This window comes from Christiangramia sediminicola (assembly GCF_031344135.1).
Lineage (GTDB): Bacteria > Bacteroidota > Bacteroidia > Flavobacteriales > Flavobacteriaceae > Christiangramia > Christiangramia sediminicola.
The window spans coordinates 529331-549502 of record NZ_JAVJIU010000001.1 but is presented as its reverse complement, the minus strand read 5'-3'; the positions used below and the strand labels follow the sequence as shown (position 1 = coordinate 549502).

Sequence of the window (20172 nt, the reverse complement as noted above, 5' to 3'; positions counted from 1 at the left end):
TTCTAGTTTAATCGTTCAGATATTTTCAAAATATCTCCAAATACTCCTCTCGCGGTCACCTCAGCTCCGGCTCCGGCTCCCCGAATCACTAATGGCTGATCTTTATAAGATTCCGTATAGATCTCAAAAATATTATCAGCTCCTTCGATCTGGCCTAAAACTGAAGTCTTTGGTTCATTAATAAGTTTTGCTTCCAGATCTCCAGTTTCGGCATTTAATTCACCAACATATCGCAAAACTTCATGAGCTTGTTTCTTAGTTTTAAAATCCCCAAAATGAATATCCAGTTCTCCCGTTCTTTTATTGAATTCTTCTAAAGTGGTATCTCCGTTCAACTGGTATGGGATTAGAGACTGGATCTTTACTTCTTCGAATTCCTTTTGCAATTCAAGTTCGCGGGCAAGGATCAGTAATTTTCTACCAACATCCTTTCCGCTTAGGTCTATCCTTGCATCGGGTTCAGTATACCCCAAAACTCCAGCTTCTTTCAGTACTACTGAAAACTCTTTTTCTTCTTCAGAAAACGTATTGAAGATATAACTCAATGAACCAGAGAAAACTCCTCTTATTCTCGTAACTTTCTCTCCGGACAGATGCAGATTTCTCAAAGTTTCAACTATCGGAAGTCCTGCACCAACATTGGTTTCGTAAATGAATTTTTTATTATTCCTCTTAAGTTCCTGCCTTAGCTTTTTATAAAATTCAGAAGACAGGGTATTGGCAACTTTATTGGCCGCTATGATATGACTTCCGGAATTTATCAGCGAGATGTAATTTTCCGGAAATTCATCACTGGCCGTTGTATCTATAGAAACCAGGTTCTCAAAAGCATTTCTTCTGAAATATTCCTCGACCTCCTTAAAAGAATAGCGCTGAGAATTTATTTTAAAATTACTATCCCAACCAGATTTTATTCCATTTGGATTTAGAAGTGCATGAGATGAATCTGCCACCAGGATCACCTTCACGGAGATACCGGAAGAATTTTTCAGATGTTCCTCAGATTTAGCAAGTTGTTCCAGCAATTTGCTTCCTACCTTACCCGGCCCAAACAGAGCGAGATGTATTGTTTTCATAGTTTTGTGTAGTTATTTGAAATATTGGTTTTAAAAATTGGTTGAGCTGATCTGTCTCGATCAAAAATGCATCGTGCCCATGAATAGATCTTATTTCATGAATACTGATGTTTGGCTTAAGCAGGGATAGTTCCACATAAGTATTCCAATTTTCTTCGGCTAAAAAGAAAAGATCTGAATTCACTGTTACCAGATGCACATTTCCTTTGATCCTGCTGGCTGCTTCTAGATAATTCCCGCTGCCATCACTAATATCTATAGTGGTGAGCAAGTGATTCATCAACTTATAAGAAGGAAGCGTGAACCTATTTTTCAACTTTTCACCATGATGCAAAAGCCAGTTCTCTACTTCATAAGCCTGGTTTTCATTATTTCTTTTTCCTTCAAATTTTTGAGCCAGAGACTGCGGAGTCCTGTAAAATGTCATCGCATGCATCCTTGCATCGTGCACAGGATCTGAAGAATTATTCAGAATATGATCCTGGATTCTGCAATTGGCCACCAACCAGTCTGTAGACTTATAATCGCAGGCGATGGGAATAATATTTTCAGCCAGATCTGGTTTTAGGACTGCCAGTTCCCAGGCCAGTGCGCCACCAATACTTCCGCCAATAATAGCAAACAGCTTAGTGATATTTAATTTTTCCAGCGCCAGCGCCTGAATCTCTGCGATATCTTTTAATTTGAATTCCTTATAATTTTCAAAGAACTGATCTTCGTGACCTTTGAATCCGTTACCCGGAATATTAAAAGCTAGCACGCAGAATTTATCTGTCTCGATACATTTATTTTTTCCTATCAGATCTTTCCACCATCCTTTGCTTCCGGTTACCAGTGAGTTACCGGTGAGCGCATGATTCACCAGAATGATCGGGGCCTCTGTTGGCTTTTTTCCGAAGAACTGATAGCTCAGGTGAATATCCTGAACCGTTCCCGCGGAATTTTTATAGTTTTCTATTTTAATCTCTTGAAGCATCTTTTTTAATTTAATCCGGAAGAGGCCTTGACCTTTCCCGGACCTATTAACCAAACCAACATTTTAAACCAATGATTTCTTTTTAATTTGTGCGAAGGCCTCCTTGAGATCTGTCTTAAGATCTTCAACATCTTCAAGCCCAACTGAAAGCCTGATGAGATCTGGAGTAACTCCTGTAGATTCCTGCTCCTCCTCTGATAACTGCTGATGGGTTGTACTGGCCGGATGAATGATAAGAGACTTTGTATCCCCAATATTGGCCAGAAGTGAAAAGACTTTTGATTCGTCAACCACAGTTTTTGCAGCTTCAAAACCTCCTTTTACTCCAAAAGTCACCAGTCCGCTTTGGCCTTCCGGAAGATATTCCTTGGCGAGTTTGTGGTATTTGCTGGATTCCAGTCCCGGGTAATTAACCCATTCTACTTCCTCCTGTTCCTGCAGCCACTCTGCCAATTGCAATGCATTTTTACTGTGCTCCTTGATCCTGATCTTTAAAGTTTCCAGACCCTGAATGATCTGAAATGCATTAAACGGACTTAGCGCCGCACCATGATCTCTTAAACCTTCTATTCTCACCTTGGCGATAAAGGCTGCTTCTTCAAGTGCCTCATGATAAACTAATCCGTGGTAACCCGGTGAAGGCTCGGTAAATTCCGGGAATTTTCCGTTTGCCCAGTCAAAATTACCGGCATCAATAATCACTCCGCCTAGAGTAGTTCCATTTCCATTAATATATTTCGTCAGTGAATGAATAACTATATCAGCTCCATGATCAATTGGATTAAGCAGATATGGTGTTGCTACTGTATTGTCCACAACGAAAGGAACTTTAAAAGCTTTGGCTTCTTTAGAAATCCCCTTGAGATCTAACACATCAAGTTTTGGATTCCCTACAGATTCCGCAAAGAAAACTCTTGTATTTTCTTTAGCTGCTTTCGTGAAATTCTCAGGATCTGATGGATCTACGAAAGTTGTTGTGATCCCGAACCTTGATAAGGTGTTTTTGAACAGATTATAAGTTCCACCATAGAGACTATTAGATGAAACGATATGGTCTCCGGCTTTGAGTAAAGTTAGCAAAGCAGTATTCGTAGCCGCAGTTCCGCTTGCAGTAACCACTGCCGCGATTCCACCTTCCAGCGCTGCAAGTCGTTGTTCCAGAATATCCAGAGTTGGGTTATTGATCCTGGTATAGATAAACCCTGGTTCGGCTAAAGAAAATAGATTTGCCGCGTGATCTGAATTATTGAAAACGTAAGAGGTTGTCTGATAGATTGGAACTGCTCTTGTTCCAACGTTCTGTGTTACATCGTGCCCTGCGTGTAATGCCTTAGTTGAAAAATTCTTTGTGCTCATAATATTGATTTTAAATATTGATATTTTACTAATAAAAAAGTCCCCCTGATATGCTATTACCAGGGGGACTTTTGAATTGAACTTTATAACTAATTAAATTCTACAGTTTTGGTAATAGCTTGTCATGTAACGCATACACATCATGTACATGCACATAGTCATCATTAGGTTACAAGTAGTTCTCATTAGTTTTCTCATCGTTTAAAACTCAATTTGGGAGCTTTGATTTTTTTACTGTTTCAATTTTTTCTTTTTCGTCAGGCTGAACTCGTTTCAGCTTTTTAAAAAGATCCTGAATCAAGTTCAGGATTACGTTATATTTTATTTCAACTCAAAAATTCGGATATAAAAAAAGCCGCTGCGGTTGGCAGCGGCTTTTTGCAATTATCTTTTCAGTTTATGCAATAGAGTACGCTGCGGAAATCTCCGGCATCATACACATCATATTACAAATATTACTGATCATTTTTTCGTTTTCTGAATTACAAAGATATGCACGGAAATTTTTAATATCCAAGCTACTAGAAGAAAAATAATTAAAAAAAATTTTCATCTCCTTATTTTACTGGCCTTTACAGACTGATTTTTTTAGATCATTTTTTCATTAAAAAATTATGCGTTAGGGATTGTGCGGGATGTTTGAGCTCTCCCGATCTTTTCATCGGGAAGCGAGCCGCGAAAGCCCGGCGCGAGCCAGTAATGGCGGAGTGCAACGCCCAGATCAAGATTGAGAATTACAGGTTACGAGTTAAACAAAGCCTATAAAAACTTGAAATTGGATAAAATGACGTTAAATGCATTTGCCATGATATGAATTTTTATACATTTGTAGCCAACATATTGAAAGGGATAGATTTGACTGATTGCAACCCTATTATACTTGAAGAAAGTATTTTAAAATGCTAAAGCAGAATGTTTACTACACTCCACTTAGCTCTTCACGTCAAATTTTTCCATTCTTATAATTAAAAAAAGGAATTAAATGGCTTATTTATTTACTTCGGAAAGTGTTTCTGAAGGGCACCCAGATAAAATTGCAGATCAGATTAGTGATACTTTATTAGATAATTTCCTGGCATTTGACGGGGAATCGAAAGTTGCCTGTGAAACGCTGGTAACTACAGGACAGGTGGTGCTTGCTGGTGAAGTTAGAAGTAATACATATTTAGATGTTCAGAACATCGCCAGGGATGTGATCAATGACATTGGTTACACCAAAGGCGCTTATAAATTTAGCGGGGATTCTTGTGGCGTAATTTCTTTAATCCATGAACAATCCCAGGATATTTATCAGGGTGTAGATCGTGGAAATAAAGAAGAACAGGGAGCTGGTGATCAGGGAATGATGTTTGGTTATGCGACCAACGAGACTGAAAACTATATGCCATTGGCCCTGGATATCTCTCACAAGATCCTTATTGAACTGGCAAAATTAAGACGTGAAGGAAAAGATATCGAGTACCTAAGGCCCGATTCTAAAAGTCAGGTAACTATAGAATACAGTGATGATAATGTTCCGCAAAGAATCGTAGCGATCGTGGTTTCTACTCAGCATGACGATTTTGATGCTGATGATGAAAAAATGCTTTCTAAGATCAAGAAGGATATCATAGAAATTTTGATCCCAAGAGTGAAGAAACAACTACCTGAATATGTTCAGGAATTGTTTAATGACGATATCATATACCATATAAACCCAACCGGAAAATTTGTAATTGGTGGACCGCATGGTGATGCCGGACTTACAGGAAGAAAAATTATTGTAGATACTTACGGTGGAAAAGGTGCTCACGGTGGTGGTGCATTTTCAGGAAAAGATCCTTCTAAAGTAGACCGTTCTGCGGCTTATGCTTCAAGACATATTGCAAAGAATCTTGTTGCTGCCGGAGTTGCTCCGGAAATCCTTGTACAGGTATCTTATGCGATTGGTGTGGTTGAACCTACTTCAATTTCGGTATATACTTACGGAAAGAAAAATACAGATCTAACCGATGGCCAGATCGCAGAAAAGGTCAAGGAAATTTTTGACATGCGTCCTGCTGCTATTGAAGAAAGACTTAAACTTAGAAACCCAATATATCGCGAAACTGCTGCTTATGGACATATGGGAAAAGAACCTCGCACCGAGACTAAGGTTTTCGAGAGTCCGTACAGTGGTAAAATCACAAAAGAAGTTGAATTATTTACCTGGGAAAAGCTGGATTATATAGACAAGGTGAAAGATGCGATTTCGATCAACGATTAGTTATCTTTTTACACAAAATTATAAAGGCCGCCAGTGTGCGGCCTTTTTTTATCATTTCTTCGGAAAACCTTAACAGCAGCGAGCTTTATTAATTCCTATTTTTAAAACTCACCAACCGGTTTTCTAATGTCTATATTCAAAAAAGTAAAAAACACTATCAACCTTCTAAAGTCGGTTGACATGGATCAATTAGCCAAGATCAATGAAAAAATAGATCTGGCAGATGCCATGAAATCTTTAGGAAGTTTAGACGAACGTCAACTGGCCGGATTGATGAAAATGTTAAAATCAAAACGGAAAAAAGGTCAGCATGATCTCCCTCCCATCGATGGCGACTTTTATAATCTGGATCTTAAACTCACGGAGAAACAACGTGAAATTCAGTTGAAGGTTCGCAATTTCATGGAGGATGAAATTAGGCCATTAGTCAATGAATACTGGAAGAAAGACCAGTTTCCATTTGAGGTTATTGAGAAATTCAAAGACCTTAATATCGTGGGAGTTCCTTATGAAGGATATGGATGCCCTAACCTCCCATTTTTAATGGAAGGGATAATCGCCCAGGAAATTGCCAGGGTTGATGTATCTATTTCAACATTTTTTGGAGTCCACAGTGGTTTAGCAATGGGCTCAATTTATTTATGCGGAAGTGAGGAACAGAAACAGGAATGGCTACCCCAGATGCAAAAAATGGAAAAGATCGGTGCCTTTGGACTTACCGAACCAAATGTAGGTTCTGGAGTTGCCGGTGGACTAGAAACCACCTGCAAATTTGATGGAGAGAACTGGGTCCTGAACGGACAGAAAAAATGGATAGGAAATGCAACTTTTGCCGATGTAACTATTATCTGGGCAAGAGATTTAGACTCCAATCAGGTGAAGGGATTTTTAGTTAGAAAAGAAAATCCCGGTTTTAAAACCGAAAAGATCAAAGATAAAATGGCGCTTAGAATAGTTCAGAATGCTATTATCACTTTGACAGATTGTAAAATTCCGGAAAGCGACAGGCTACAAAATGCCAATTCCTTTAAAGACACTGCCAACGTTTTAAGAATGACCAGAGCCGGAGTGGCCTGGCAGGCGGTAGGATGTGCTAGAGGAGCATATGAAAGCGCCTTAAAGTATACCAAGAAAAGAGAACAATTTGGAAGGCCGATAGCTTCTTTCCAATTGATCCAGAATCACCTGGTAGAAATGCTGTCAAATCTTACGGCAATGCAAACTCTAGTTTTCAGATTGTCTGAAATGCAGGATCAGGATCTTTTAACAGATGAACATGCGAGTCTTGCCAAAGTGTATTGTAGCATGCGTATGCGTGATGTTGTTAGCCGGGCCCGTGAGGTACTTGGTGGAAACGGAATTTTACTTGAATATGATGTAGCTCGATTTGTGGCAGATGCCGAAGCGATCTACAGTTATGAAGGAACCAAAGAAATTAATTCGCTTATCGTAGGTCGTGCCATTACTGGTTACAGTGCCTTTGTAAGCTAAAAGGAAAAGAAAAATTATGTCTGTATTGATTGTATGTCCGGGGAAGGATCCGGAAAACTGGGTGAATGCTTTAAAGAATCAGCACCCTGGAATGAATGTTTATGTTTATCCTGAAGATCATGATACTGAGGAAGTTGAATTCGCCTTATCATGGAACCACCCTAGAGGTTTGTATAAGAACTATCCGAATCTAAAGGTAATTGCCAGCATGGGCGCAGGAGTAGATCATATATTAAGCGATAGTGCCTTGCCCGAAGGTGTAGAAATTACCAAAGTAGTAGATGATACGCTTACGGAAGATATGGGTGATTTTGTACTGAGCCAGGTAATGAATCACATTAGAGGTTTACATCACTATGTAAAATCTCAGAATAAAAAGGAATGGGAAAAATTTCAATATAAAAGACCACAGGATACTACTGTTGGAATTATGGGATTAGGAGTCCTTGGTAATGCCGTGGCAGATAAACTGCACAAAAATTTCTTTAAGGTAAATGGTTGGTCCAGAACCGAGAAGAACTGTGAGAATGTAAAAAGTTACTTCGGAAAAGATCAATTGGAAGAATTTCTTCAGAATTCCGAAATTCTAGTATGTTTATTACCATTAACTGAGGATACTGAAAATATCCTGAATGCTGATCTTTTTGACATGCTACCTGAAGGCGCGTATGTTATCAACGTTGGTAGAGGTGAACATTTAGTAGAGCATGACCTTATGGAAATGATAGATAATGGACATCTTTCTGGAGCATCTTTAGATGTATTCAGAGAAGAGCCTTTACCAGATGAACATCCATTTTGGGAACATACAAAGATCAATATTACTCCCCACATCGCAAGTTTAACTATGCCTGAATCTGTAGTTCCTCAAATTGCTGAGAACTATGACAGGATGAAAGAGGAAGAACCACTGAAGAACAAAGTGGAATTAGATAAAGGTTACTAACCAATTAAGCTTTTACAGATGGACACATTTAAGAATATCATGGTTGCTGTAGATTTTAATGACAGTATTGGGGAACTGATGGTTTACGCCGATAGCCTGGCACAGAAATTTGGTTCAAAAGTATGGGTGCTCCACGTAGCCGATCCTGAACCCGATTTTGTAGGTTACGAACCTGGACCACAATACATACGTGATATTAAGGCTGAAGAATATCGTGAAGAACATCATAATCTTCAGGAGATCTGTAAAAACTTTATAAGCGAAGAAGTTCAGGCTGATGCTCTACTCATTCAGGGATCAACCGTAAAAACAGTTCTTAGTGAAGCTCAGAAATTAAATGTAGATCTTTTGATCGTCGGTACCCATAAGCATAGCTTTTTACACAATCTTTTGCAGGAAAGTGTCTCCATGGAGCTCATAAAAAAAGCTGAGATTCCCATGCTCACAATTCCTATTGAAGAATAAAGTCTAGCAAAATTCCCTGATATCCTCAGGGAATTTTTATTTTCACTCTAAACTTACAAATCTTGAATATAGAGAAGTCTCAATTGGAAAAAGTCATGGAAAGGGTGAAGCCCCATATCCATCGAACACCTATTTTAACTTCAGGTCTTCTTAATCAAATTTCTGAATGTGAGCTTTACTTCAAATGTGAGAATTTTCAGAAAATGGGAGCCTTTAAAATGAGAGGAGCTACCAATGCTATTTTGAATCTTTCCGTAGAAAAAAAGCAAAAGGGAGTAGTCACTCACAGTTCTGGAAATTTTGCCCAAGCGCTTTCTCTTTCCGCCAAAAATCTCAATGTCCCCGCTTATATCGTAATGCCAGATTCTGCTCCGGAAGTTAAAAAAGCTGCCGTAAGAACTTATGATGGAAAGATTACAGAATGCCCTTCAACACTAAAAGACCGTGAAGAAACAGCCAGTAAAATTCAGGAAGAGACTGGCGCTACTTTTATTCATCCGTCAAATAATTTGGATGTGATCTTAGGGCAGGGAACCGCTGCGATGGAATTACTTGAAGATTATCCCGATCTTGATTATGTAGTCTGTCCTGTTGGCGGTGGCGGACTCATCGCCGGAACAGCTCTTACAGTAAAATATTTCGGAAATAATTGCAAATGTATTGGTGGTGAGCCTATGGAAGCAGACGATGCATGGAGATCTCTTAAAAGCGGAAAAATAGAAACCAATGAATCTGCAAATACAATGGCAGATGGACTTAAAACTCAACTAGGAGACCAGAATTTCCCAATTATCCTGAAACATGTAGACAAAATTATCAGGGTGACTGAAACTGAGATCAAAGAATCCCTGAGACTTATCTGGGAACGCATGAAGATCATTGTAGAACCTTCTAGCGCCGTGCCGCTTGCGGCCATTTTAAAAGAAAAGGAGAACTTTAAAAATAAGAAGGTTGGGATCATCATTTCTGGTGGAAATGTAGATCTAAGCAAACTTCCATTCTAAGCCAGATTAGGTAGTTATAGAAAATAATAAACAGGCCAACTTTCAACAAATTGAAAGATGCTGTATATTTAAATACTATAAACTACTCAATCATGCATTATTACTTAAAGGTTTCAATCCTTTTACTTATTATTTTCAGCTTTAATTCTGTTTTCGCTCAAAAAGACGAAAAAAAGGAAGAGAATTGGGATGTTTCTGACCCTTATACCGATGACTGGAAATTCAAAATCCTAAACCTTGATACCGATGAAGGCACCTGGATGAATCTGGACGTTAGCCCAGATGGAAAAACAATCGTTTTTGATCTTCTGGGAGATATCTATAAAATGCCAGTGAAAGGCGGAAAAGCCACAATCTTAAGATCTGGAATTCCATATGAAGTTCAGCCAAGATTCAGTCCTGACGGATCTAAAATTTCATTTACGAGTGATGCCGGCGGGGGTGATAATATCTGGATAATGGATACCAATGGTAAAAATACTGAGCAGATCACTGAAGAAAAATTCAGGTTATTGAATAATGCGGTCTGGACTCCTGATGGAAACTCACTGATCGCGAGAAAACATTTTACATCAGGCAGATCACTAGGTGCTGGAGAAATGTGGCAATATCATATTGCAGCAAAAGCCGGTTTACAACTTACTGAACGCAAAAATGATCAGCAGGATGTAAATGAACCAAGTATCACTTCAGATGGGAAATATCTCTTTTATAGTGAAGACATGTATCCTGGAGGAAACTTTCAATATAACAAAGACCCGAACAAGCAGATCTATGTTATAAAAAGATATGATTTTGAAACGGGCGAAACAATTACGATCACCGGTGGTCCGGGAGGAGCGGCCAGACCTGAAGTCTCTCCTGACGGAACTAAACTTGCCTTTGTAAAACGTATCAGAACAAAATCGGTTCTCTTTATTCATGATCTTGAAACAGGTGAAGAATGGCCAGTTTTCGATAAATTAAGTAAGGATCAACAAGAGGCATGGGCGATCTTCGGAGTTTATCCAAATTATAGCTGGATGCCGAATAACCAGGAATTAATATTCTGGGCGAACGGTAAGATCAATAAAGTGAATATTGAAAATTATGAGGTTTCAGAAATTCCATTCGAAGTATCTAACGAATTGAAGATCGCTGAAACACTTCAGGCAGATCACCAGGTATTTTCAGAAAAATTTGACGCTAAGGTGATTCGTCACGCGGTAACTTCTCCAGATGGAAAAACTTTAGTTTTTAACGCGGTTGGATATCTGTGGAAAAAATCACTTCCAAACGGGAAACCTCAACGAATTACAGATTCAGATGATTTTGAATTCGAACCTTCATTTTCACCCGATGGGAAAAATATTATTTATGTAACCTGGGATGATTCAGAATTGGGAAGTATCAAAACCGTATCATTATCGGGAAATTCAGAAAAAACCCTGACAACCAAAAAAGGGATTTACAGAAACCCATCATTTTCGAATGACGGACAAATGATCGTTTTTTCGAAGGAAAGTGGGAATAGCGACCAGGGACAAACCTTTACGAAGGAGCCTGGTGTCTATACCATGTCTGCAGAAGGACAGAATGAAAAAAGACTAGTTAAAGAAGGTCTTTTCCCTATTTTCAATAAAGATGATTCCAGGATATTCTATCAAACCGGTGGATATTTCTTTGGAAGTATTACAAAAAGTCTGAAAAGTGTAGATCTTAATGGTAAGGATGAAAGAACCCATATCAATTCAAAATATGCGAATAGAATTCTGCCGAGTCCGGATAATAAATGGATACTTTTCAGCAATCTGCACAAGGCCTATGTGGCGCCGTTTGCCATGACCGGTCAGCCGGTTGAGCTTACCCCAGATTCTAAAACCCTTCCAGTTACACAGGTAACCAAAGATGCGGGAGTGAATTTACACTGGTCTAATAATAGCAGAAATATACACTGGACTTTAGGAGATGAATATTTTACGAATGATATTGAAAAGAGGTTCACTTTTCTGAAGAATTCACCAGATTCTATTGCTCCAATTACCGAAAAGGGAACAAAAATAGGCTTGCAAATAAAGACTGATGTACCTGAAGGAATTATCGCTTTCACCAATGCTCGCATCATAACCATGAATAATGATGAAGTTATTGAAAATGGGAGCATTATTATTAAAGGAAATAAGATCCAAGCCATAGGAGCTTCAGGTGCAGTAAACGTTCCGAATTCAGCAAAAGTATATGATGTAGAAGGCAAAACAATCATGCCGGGAATCGTTGATTCTCATGCTCATATTGGTGCTTTTAGATACGGACTAACTCCAAAGAAACACTGGCCATCTTACGCCAATCTTGCTTTTGGTGTGACAACCGCGCATGACCCTTCGGCATTAAGTGAAACGGTATTCGGAATTGCAGAATTGATCAAAAGCGGTGATATGGTTGGCCCAAGACTTTATTCTACAGGGATCATTTTATATGGTGCTGATGGAGATTTTAAAGCAGAGATCAACAGCATTGAAGATGCAAGGTCGGCGATTAGAAGAACAAAAGCATTTGGGGCGACTTCAGTTAAAAGCTACAACCAGCCAAGACGTGAGCAAAGACAACAGGTTCTTCTTGCGGCAAAAGAGCTTAATATGAATGTAGTTCCGGAAGGTGGTTCTACATTTTTCCATAATATGAACATGATCGTAGATGGTCACACAGGAATAGAGCATAATATTCCGGTTGCGCCGGTTTATAAGGATGTACTTAGTTTATGGGGTGCATCTAATACCGGCTATACTCCTACTCTTATCGTAAATTATGGAGGAATTAATGGTGAATATATTTTTTATGATAAATCCAACGTATGGGAAAATGAAAGGCTACTTACTTTCACTCCAAGAGAACTTGTAGATTCACGATCAAGACATAGAACTAAATTACCTGAAGAAGAATACGAAAACGGACCTGTCCTGGTATCTAAAACTGCCAAAGCACTAGCCGATGAAGGTGTAAAAGTAAATATGGGTGCTCACGGACAACTTCAGGGTTTAGGAGCACATTGGGAACTTTGGCTACTTCAAATGGGTGGTTTAAGTAATATGGAAGCCCTTAAAACAGCGACCATCAATGGTGCGCAATACATTGGAATGGATAAGGAAATTGGTTCCTTAAAAGAAGGTAAACTCGCAGACCTTATTGTTCTTGAAAAAAACCCGTTAGATGACATCAGGAATTCTGAGTCTATCATCTATACCATGGTTAACGGCAGACTTTTCGATGCAAAAACTATGAACCAGATAGGGAATGAACCGAAAGAAAGAACTAACTTTTACTGGGAAAATAATAAATACAACTCGGCCTTCCAATGGCACGAAAGCACCCAAAGCTTCACCAGACCTACTTGCGTTTGCCATGGCACAAAAAATTAATGCATAGCATGAGATAGACCAGGGATTATGGAATTGTATCTAACAGTCGCGATTATCATCATAGGGATCATTCTCTTTGTGCGCGATTATTTTTCGATAGATACCACTTCCATTATCATTATGGCCCTATTCATTGTTTCAGGTGTATTGAGTCCTGAAGAAGGTTTTTCCGGATTTAATCATCCGGCTACCATCACGCTTGGTTGTATGTTCGTGGTGAGCGCTGCGGTTTTTAAATCGGGCGTAATCGATGGCTTAAGCGCTAAACTTATAAAGATCGCCCGAATCAATTATTTCCTGGCTCTGGTTTCCCTTTGTATTACCTCCGCTGTACTTTCAGCATTTATCAATGATTCGGCTGTTGTTGCTATCCTAATACCCGTAGCACTGTTGGTTTGTCGAGAAGCGAATATCAGCCCGGCAAGATTACTGATTCCTATTTCATTTTCAGCATTGTTTGGAGGCACCTGTACTCTAATTGGTACGTCCACCAACATTCTTGTTAGTAGTTATGCGGAAAAGTTGGGCTCAGAGCCATTCGGAATGTTCGAGTTTTCACTGGCAGCACTTTGCCTGCTTACCATCGGTATGACCTACATTTTTATAGTCGGGCCAATATTATTACCTAAAAGAGACCTCCCTGATCAAGCGGGATTAAAAAAAGAAGCCGAAAAATATATGGCTGAAATAGAGCTTCTCAATAGTTGTGACGACGTAGATGTATCTATTTCCGAGTCAAAACTTGTAAACGATTTTAAAGTTCAGATTCTCAGAATTAAAAGAAAACATTATCGTGTCTATGAGATCAATGGAGAGACGGTTTTACGTGAAAGTGACCTCATCAGAATATTGGTAGATCCTGTGAATCTTGCAAAATTAAAAGTGCGCAAAGGTTTAAAAGTGATCGGTGATAAGGAAAATGTTCATGATGTTGAACCTAACGATAAGATTAGTGCGAATAACGTAAATCCTCACGAAGACAAGAAAATCTATGAAGTGATGATCCCCTACGGTTCAGAACTTGCGGGAAGGTCTATAAAACAACTCAATTTCAGAAGTACTTATTATGCGTCTGTCCTGGCAATAAGACATCGCAAGGAAACAATTACAGAAGATGTTTCTCATGTAGTTTTAAGGGAAGGTGATATGATGCTTTTGTTCGCTTCAGAAAAGGCTATATCCTTGCTAACTGCAGAAAAATTGATCGTTACCCTTTCAGAATACCAAGGTAGAAGAGTTGATTATAAAAAGGCTATACCTGCTCTTTTGATCGTCATTGGTGTGGTAAGCGCCGCTGCATTCAATATAACCTCGATCCTGATAAGTGCTATGATCGGTAGTTTATTACTGGTAACCCTGACTATTTTAAAACCTCAGGAAGCCTACGAAGCTATTGAATGGAAAGTTATATTTATGATCGCAGGTGTACTCTCCATGGGTAAAGCCCTTGAAAAAACCGGTGGGTCAGATATCATTTCTCAATACATTTATGAATCACTTGGAACCATGGATCCCAGGTGGACCCTGAGTTTGATATTCCTGTTTACTTTTCTTTCCACTAATGTTTTATCCAGCAAAGCTGCAGCAGCTCTTATGACGCCTATTGTTATTAGTCTCGCCGCGGCAATGCAGGTAAGTGAAAAGCCTTTTTTGATAGGTGTAATGTTTGCCTGTTCCCTTACCTTTATGACTCCGGTAAGTTATCCAGTAAATACTATGGTATATGCTCCGGGAAATTATAGGTTCAGAGATTTTTTAAAGTTCGGAACTCCTCTTAACTTTATAATCTGGGTTGCAGCATCATTTGTGATCCCAATATTTTTTCCTTTTTAAATATGAGAAGAGTTAAACTCCACAATCCATTTAAGACCAGAGTAATTGATGAAAAGCTTGTTCGGGAGCATCTTGCCCTGGAAAGAACAAAGCTGGCCAATGAACGCACGTTACTTTCATATATACGCGCTTCCATTTATCTGCTCATTAGTGGCCTGGCTCTTCTTCAAATTAAAGATTACCAGGGAATAAGCCTTATGTGGGTGGGTTATCTATCTTTATTTATCTGTATCGTATTTCTTCTGGTTGGTATATCCAGGTATATCGCATTAGAAAGAAAGCTTAATAGGTTATTAAGAGATGATGATCATGAAGCATCTAAAAATTCGAATTAAGTGATCCAGCAAATTGTTCATTATTCCCTTCATTTCTTTGTCATTGGAGCGATCGCGTATTTTTATGATAAAAATAACTGGTTAAAATACTGGCTTATTTTGGCAGCTACTATGATGGTAGACCTTGATCATTTGCTCGCCGATCCTATTTTTGATCCGGAACGCTGCGGTATAGGATTTCACCCTTTACATTCTGAATTAGCGATTACCGCATATGTTTTAGGTATGATATTTATAAAACACAAGGTCATCAGGTTGATATCAATCGGCTTATTTTTTCATATGCTTACAGACCTAATAGATTGTATTTGGACCTATGCAAAATGCGCGACCTGTTTACAGGATTTCTTTTAATTATTGATTGCCTCATCTGAAATCTTATTCAGAGCAGTTGAAATTGTATTAAGAACATCCTGATTATCTTCGATATCATGCCTCTCAGCTATATAGAATGGGTCGTTGTAGGAGATAAAAACTTCAGCTTCATCATTCTCCCATACCAGCATTTTCTGTGGAAGGTCTAGGCCAATACTTTGCTCTTCCAGCATCAAAGGTGTTCCAAGTTGAGGATTACCGAATATTATGATCCTGGTTGGATTAAGTTCCAGACCGGCACTTTCGGCATTCTTTTTATGATCCAGCTCTGCGATTATTGAAATATTCTCATTAGCATTTAGTACATTCTTCAATCGGCTATAAGTATCTTCAAAATTATTGGAACTCGTTTTGGTTATGATCCCTTCTCCAGGACCTACCGTTTGTTCCGCAGCATAATTTATTTCAGTTTTAGTTGCTCCAGAAACAAGATTTTGCAAGGCTCCAGAAATTTTTTCCAGAGATTCAAGACATTGCAGTTCGTGTCTTGAACTCAAATAATCCATACTGTTATATAAAGCTATGTCATTCTTTTTTGAATTTCTATAGAAAAGGATCTTTTGAGGAAGGTCAAGGCCGGCAAGTTGATTTTGTTGCATTAATGGAGTTCCAAGCACAGGATTTCCAAAAAATATGATTTTGGTGTAATCCAGTTTTTCATTCACCATCCTGGCATTTTTTGAATGATCAACTTCAGCGACAATACTAATTGCATCATTTTTTACCAGGTTTTGCTTTAGCTGATTGTAAGCTCCCTCTGCAGCAACCTGACTTCTGGTATATGCTGTCCCAACCGGAAAAACTTTATTTTCATTGGGGATTTCAATTTTTGCATCTGCAATAGTTAAAGAATCTGCCGGTTCATTTTGCGAGCAGGAATTGAAACCTGCGATCAAACCTATAACTAAAAATAACTTCTTCATATTCTTTTATTATTTATTAAAATAGTTTTATAAAATACTGTATTTCAATTAATTAATATTTTTTAACTGCCAATTGTTAAGCATCGCAAAAAAATATCTTTAGTCCGAGCCGGATTTCTCCCATTTTAACTCAATTATTTTATCTTTACAGTCCTTAATTCAGCCTAAGAAATCAAATTATGCATGTAGCCATCGCCGGAAACATTGGTGCAGGAAAAACCACTCTAACCAGATTACTCGCAAAACATTATAATTGGGAACCACAGTTTGAAGACGTTCTTGAGAACCCGTATTTAGAAGACTTTTACAACAAAATGGAACGTTGGTCGTTTAACCTTCAGATCTATTTCTTAAATAGCAGGTTCAGACAGATTTTGCAAATACGTGAGAGTGGAAAGAAGATCATTCAGGACAGAACGATCTATGAAGATGCTTATATTTTCGCGCCAAACCTTCACGCGATGGGATTAATGACCAATAGAGATTTTGAAAATTATAAATCTTTATTTGATCTGATGGAGAGTGTGGTGCAGGGACCAGATCTTCTAATTTATCTTAGAAGTAGTATCCCGAATCTTGTTGCTCAGATACATAGCCGTGGTAGAGATTATGAAAACACGATATCTATAGACTATCTAAGCAGGCTGAATGAACGCTATGAAGCCTGGGTGCATAATTACGATAAAGGAAATTTGCTGATTATTGACGTAGATAATATTAACTTTGTAGACAATCCTGAAGACCTTGGTGATATTATCAACCGTATTGATGGAGAGTTACACGGACTTTTTTAAAAGAGAATGAACATGGAATCGACAAAATTAAAAAGACCTAAGCATAAGGGATCACCAAAGTTATTTGACAACCCTATACTTGAGAAATTAACGCATACCCATATTTCCATACCATTGATCATCTTTGGCCTTATCGCCACAGCATTGGTTTATTACGGAATCATAGAAAAAGGATTTGAAGCACCAGCGATGATAGGATTGTTCCTGGCGGGTCTTTTCTTCTTTACTTTCATTGAATATGTTATGCACAGGTATTTATATCACATTCCTGCCACTTCACCCAGAAAGCAGAAATTATCTTATACCATGCATGGTGTTCATCATGATTATCCGAAAGATAAATCAAGACTTGCCATGCCTCCACTTTTAAGTTTGATCATTTCTACGGTATTATTCATTATTTACCGTGCAGTTTTAGGAGATTATGTGTTTGGATTCCTTGCGGGATTTCTAATTGGATATGCAGGCTATCTTGCAGTACATTATTCTGTACATGCATTCAAGGTGCCTGGTAACTTCTTAAAGATCTTATGGCATCATCATAGTATTCACCATTATAGAGAGCCAGACAGAGCTTTCGGAGTATCTTCTCCGTTATGGGACCAGATCTTTAGAACTATGCCAAGAAAATCACCAAACAGCAATCGAGCTGCGGTTGGTACGAGTATAGACCCGAGTTAGTAAGAAAATATTATAAATAAGAAATCCCGGCATCAACCGGGATTTTTCTTTTTACTTATGTTTCAGTTATTGAATGAATCCATTCTCACGGGCATGTTTTTCTGCTTCATTAGAATCTTCAGCCAGCAGAACGGGAACAGTATCAAATTCATCAATGATACTTCTAACCCTTTCCATCCTCTTTTTATGCTTTACACTTCTAAGATAAATCGCCAGAATTCTGTCTGAATATTGCGCAGCGATATCTGTATAAATGCTCGCGTCATGTTCTCCACTATCCCCTATCAAAATGAATTTTAGATCTGGGTAAGTCTTTAGAATGCTAATGATCTCTTTTTGTTTGTGAGGTTTCTCCGGTTTTAAAGTGCTTTCAAATGGCGTATTAAAATCACGCAATAAAATTGGCCCTTTTGGAAACTTATTGAAACCTAAAAAGAGTTTTAAGTATTCATACATATTCCAAGGACTATTGCTCAGGTAAAACATCGGGTTCTTATTCTTACCGCTTTTACCTTTGTGTAATTTTTGATAAAGATCTGGCGCATCCTTCAGCGGAATACGTTTATAAGCATTGGTTAAAAGGGAGTTTTTAAGCAAGCGCCATTTTAAGAATGAAGTAACACCCGTATGCAAAATTGTATCATCGATGTCGCTAATCACCCCAAATTCGGCATCTACCTGCGGCACCAGAAATTCTCCCTTAAACGGATTCGCGATCAATTCTGTATTTCCCTTAACTTCGCTTCTGTAAAAGATCTCGTAATCTACCCAACCTTCATCCGAAGCATGTTCAGATAGATTTTCTTCTATAGTCTTATCAAAAAGGAAATAGCCTTCATCATTGGTTTTGGCTTGTAAAGTGATCTTATCTGGAATTCTTAATTCTATCTCTGCATCTGGAATTTCAAAACTATCGAATTGTTTCCAGGTATTTTTGATGGTTCTGTAAATAGACTGATCTTTTACGATCTTTAATGGCTCATTGTCCAGAGCCCTTCCTTTTACATACAAATGAGAGAATGTGCCGTAACTGCGATAAGGAATTATATATACCTGTTCAAGTTTTCGGTATCTTCCAATGATCTTTTTAAAACGTTTTATCATTAAAACTGAAGCTTTGAAGTCAATTTAGTCTTATTTCTGAAGAGCATTAAATTCAGATATAAGTTTTATAAAACATTTAATATCTGAGGTACAATTTCCGGTTTAATTATTCCGAAGAGCCTTTATAAGTTCATCTTTGGACATTTTACTTCTTCCGTCTATACCAATTTCTTTCGCTTTCTGATAAAGCTCATCTTTGGTTCGCTCTTCATACTTTTCAGCTTTACCACCTTTTTTACCAGAATCTGGATCATTAGCAATACGAGCTGCCTTTTGCTTGCTCATACCCTGCTTCACCAATTCCTCATACTGTTCATCGTTCTTAATACTTGGGCCGTGATCTTTTGCCATAATTCAAATAATTTAATTACCTATAAACTTACGATTTCAAAGCATTAATTCTTTCGCTGTAAAATGAGATTAACCAGAGTTTAACGCTTGTAATTAACAGGAAAATTCTAAAATTAAGAGTTTATTAGTAGGTTGGAATATTCTGAAATGTGTTTACTGAGTCTTTGCATTATTTCTAACCTCGGGCTCTAAAAAATTTTATAATAGAGCGTTAATTAGGTTAAAAACCTGGCTCTTTTGGTAGGCTGGTTCTAAATTTAAATTTGAAAATATTAAAATCAGAAATCGTCAAAAAACGGAGGAAGAATCATGCATGTTGGGGAGAAGAAAAAAACATTAAAACTACTTGAAAAATTAAGGGTGCTGAATTATAAAAGTGCTTATATGTACAGAATCAAGTCAGAGGACGAAAAGAGATTAATGCTGAGAAGTTTTTATGCGAACATTTACCAGCAAAAACTGGATTTCCTTAAAGATATAGAAGAAAATATAGATAGACTAAAAAAGGAAATATCACCATTACTGGATCCGAAAACTTTATCCTTTTATAGAAGAAAAAAATGTGAGTTATCTCAATTCTATTTGAAATATAAGCTCAAGTATAAATTTGCCGATATCCATAGAAGAGAATGGAAGGCTTTCAAGAAATATGATAAATACCTGCCTAAAACAAACCATGCTATAATTCGAGAATTAATACTGGAACATAAACACAAGATCAAGAACAACCTAACCAATATGAATAATTCGGGTGTGATGAAATATCCCGTAGCATAAAAAAACCTCCACTAGTAAGTGGAGGTTTTTAATTATTATAGTAAA

The 20172-nt window shown here is 38.0% G+C and carries 18 protein-coding genes; 12 read left to right on the top strand and 6 right to left on the bottom strand.

Translation table 11 applies throughout. The features are described from left to right. Positions 1 to 2: 2 nt before the first annotated feature. The 3 genes from RE431_RS02555 to RE431_RS02545 form a co-directional block, all read right to left on the bottom strand. On the bottom strand, positions 3 to 1076 hold the full coding sequence (locus tag RE431_RS02555) for a homoserine dehydrogenase family protein (protein ID WP_309560388.1): 1074 nt from the start codon (positions 1074 to 1076) through the stop codon (positions 3 to 5). Continuing rightward, positions 1039 to 2052, bottom strand: coding sequence for an alpha/beta fold hydrolase (locus RE431_RS02550; protein ID WP_309560387.1), 1014 nt, complete (start codon positions 2050 to 2052; stop codon positions 1039 to 1041). Before RE431_RS02550 ends, RE431_RS02555 begins: the two co-directional genes overlap by 38 nt. A gap of 63 nt (positions 2053 to 2115) precedes the next feature. After that, the gene (locus RE431_RS02545) at positions 2116 to 3408 is read right to left on the bottom strand and encodes an O-acetylhomoserine aminocarboxypropyltransferase/cysteine synthase family protein (protein ID WP_309560386.1); all 1293 of its coding nucleotides are present in this window, start codon (positions 3406 to 3408) and stop codon (positions 2116 to 2118) included. 982 nt (positions 3409 to 4390) lie between these two features. Between RE431_RS02545 and metK the strand changes: the two genes are divergently transcribed. From metK to RE431_RS02500, 9 genes are all read left to right on the top strand, one after another. Further along, positions 4391 to 5653 (top strand): methionine adenosyltransferase, encoded by a 1263-nt coding sequence (gene metK, locus RE431_RS02540; RefSeq protein WP_309560385.1) that lies wholly within the window; start codon positions 4391 to 4393, stop codon positions 5651 to 5653. Between the two features lie 126 nt (positions 5654 to 5779). Further along, positions 5780 to 7144, top strand: a complete 1365-nt coding sequence (locus RE431_RS02535; RefSeq protein WP_309560384.1) for an acyl-CoA dehydrogenase family protein — start codon at positions 5780 to 5782, stop codon at positions 7142 to 7144. Positions 7145 to 7160: 16 nt separating this feature from the next. Then, on the top strand, positions 7161 to 8090 hold the full coding sequence (locus RE431_RS02530; RefSeq protein WP_309560383.1) for a 2-hydroxyacid dehydrogenase: 930 nt from the start codon (positions 7161 to 7163) through the stop codon (positions 8088 to 8090). 18 nt (positions 8091 to 8108) lie between these two features. After that, positions 8109 to 8555: a universal stress protein gene (locus tag RE431_RS02525; RefSeq protein WP_309560382.1), complete on the top strand. Its 447-nt coding sequence runs from the start codon at positions 8109 to 8111 to the stop codon at positions 8553 to 8555. A gap of 95 nt (positions 8556 to 8650) precedes the next feature. Next, the gene (locus RE431_RS02520; protein ID WP_309560628.1) at positions 8651 to 9559 is read left to right on the top strand and encodes a threonine ammonia-lyase; all 909 of its coding nucleotides are present in this window, start codon (positions 8651 to 8653) and stop codon (positions 9557 to 9559) included. 92 nt (positions 9560 to 9651) lie between these two features. After that, the gene (locus tag RE431_RS02515; RefSeq protein ID WP_309560381.1) at positions 9652 to 12954 is read left to right on the top strand and encodes an amidohydrolase family protein; all 3303 of its coding nucleotides are present in this window, start codon (positions 9652 to 9654) and stop codon (positions 12952 to 12954) included. A 27-nt stretch (positions 12955 to 12981) separates the two neighbouring features. Then, positions 12982 to 14787 (top strand): SLC13 family permease, encoded by a 1806-nt coding sequence (locus tag RE431_RS02510; RefSeq protein WP_309560380.1) that lies wholly within the window; start codon positions 12982 to 12984, stop codon positions 14785 to 14787. A gap of 2 nt (positions 14788 to 14789) precedes the next feature. Next, a complete protein-coding gene (locus RE431_RS02505; protein ID WP_309560379.1) occupies positions 14790 to 15122 on the top strand; it encodes a DUF202 domain-containing protein in 333 nt (110 codons plus the stop codon). After that, positions 15123 to 15476: a DUF6122 family protein gene (locus tag RE431_RS02500; protein ID WP_309560378.1), complete on the top strand. Its 354-nt coding sequence runs from the start codon at positions 15123 to 15125 to the stop codon at positions 15474 to 15476. Here RE431_RS02500 and RE431_RS02495 read toward each other — a convergent pair. Continuing rightward, on the bottom strand, positions 15473 to 16420 hold the full coding sequence (locus tag RE431_RS02495) for a DUF302 domain-containing protein (RefSeq protein ID WP_309560377.1): 948 nt from the start codon (positions 16418 to 16420) through the stop codon (positions 15473 to 15475). The two genes, RE431_RS02500 and RE431_RS02495, sit on opposite strands and share 4 nt — an antisense overlap. Positions 16421 to 16599: 179 nt before the next feature. On the opposite strand from RE431_RS02495, the gene RE431_RS02490 reads away from it, so the two are divergent. After that, the gene (locus RE431_RS02490; RefSeq protein WP_309560376.1) at positions 16600 to 17214 is read left to right on the top strand and encodes a deoxynucleoside kinase; all 615 of its coding nucleotides are present in this window, start codon (positions 16600 to 16602) and stop codon (positions 17212 to 17214) included. Between the two features lie 12 nt (positions 17215 to 17226). Continuing rightward, positions 17227 to 17895: a sterol desaturase family protein gene (locus tag RE431_RS02485; RefSeq protein ID WP_309560375.1), complete on the top strand. Its 669-nt coding sequence runs from the start codon at positions 17227 to 17229 to the stop codon at positions 17893 to 17895. Positions 17896 to 17961: 66 nt separating this feature from the next. Here RE431_RS02485 and RE431_RS02480 read toward each other — a convergent pair whose 3' ends face one another. Further along, positions 17962 to 18999 carry an App1 family protein gene (locus tag RE431_RS02480; protein WP_309560374.1) on the bottom strand — a complete coding sequence of 346 codons (1038 nt, stop codon included), beginning with the start codon at positions 18997 to 18999 and terminating at the stop codon, positions 17962 to 17964. Positions 19000 to 19101: 102 nt separating this feature from the next. Beyond that, positions 19102 to 19350, bottom strand: coding sequence for a DUF7218 family protein (locus tag RE431_RS02475; protein ID WP_309560373.1), 249 nt, complete (start codon positions 19348 to 19350; stop codon positions 19102 to 19104). Between the two features lie 384 nt (positions 19351 to 19734). Between RE431_RS02475 and RE431_RS02470 the strand changes: the two genes are divergently transcribed. Then, positions 19735 to 20127 carry a hypothetical protein gene (locus RE431_RS02470; RefSeq protein WP_309560372.1) on the top strand — a complete coding sequence of 131 codons (393 nt, stop codon included), beginning with the start codon at positions 19735 to 19737 and terminating at the stop codon, positions 20125 to 20127. Positions 20128 to 20172: the final 45 nt, after the last annotated feature.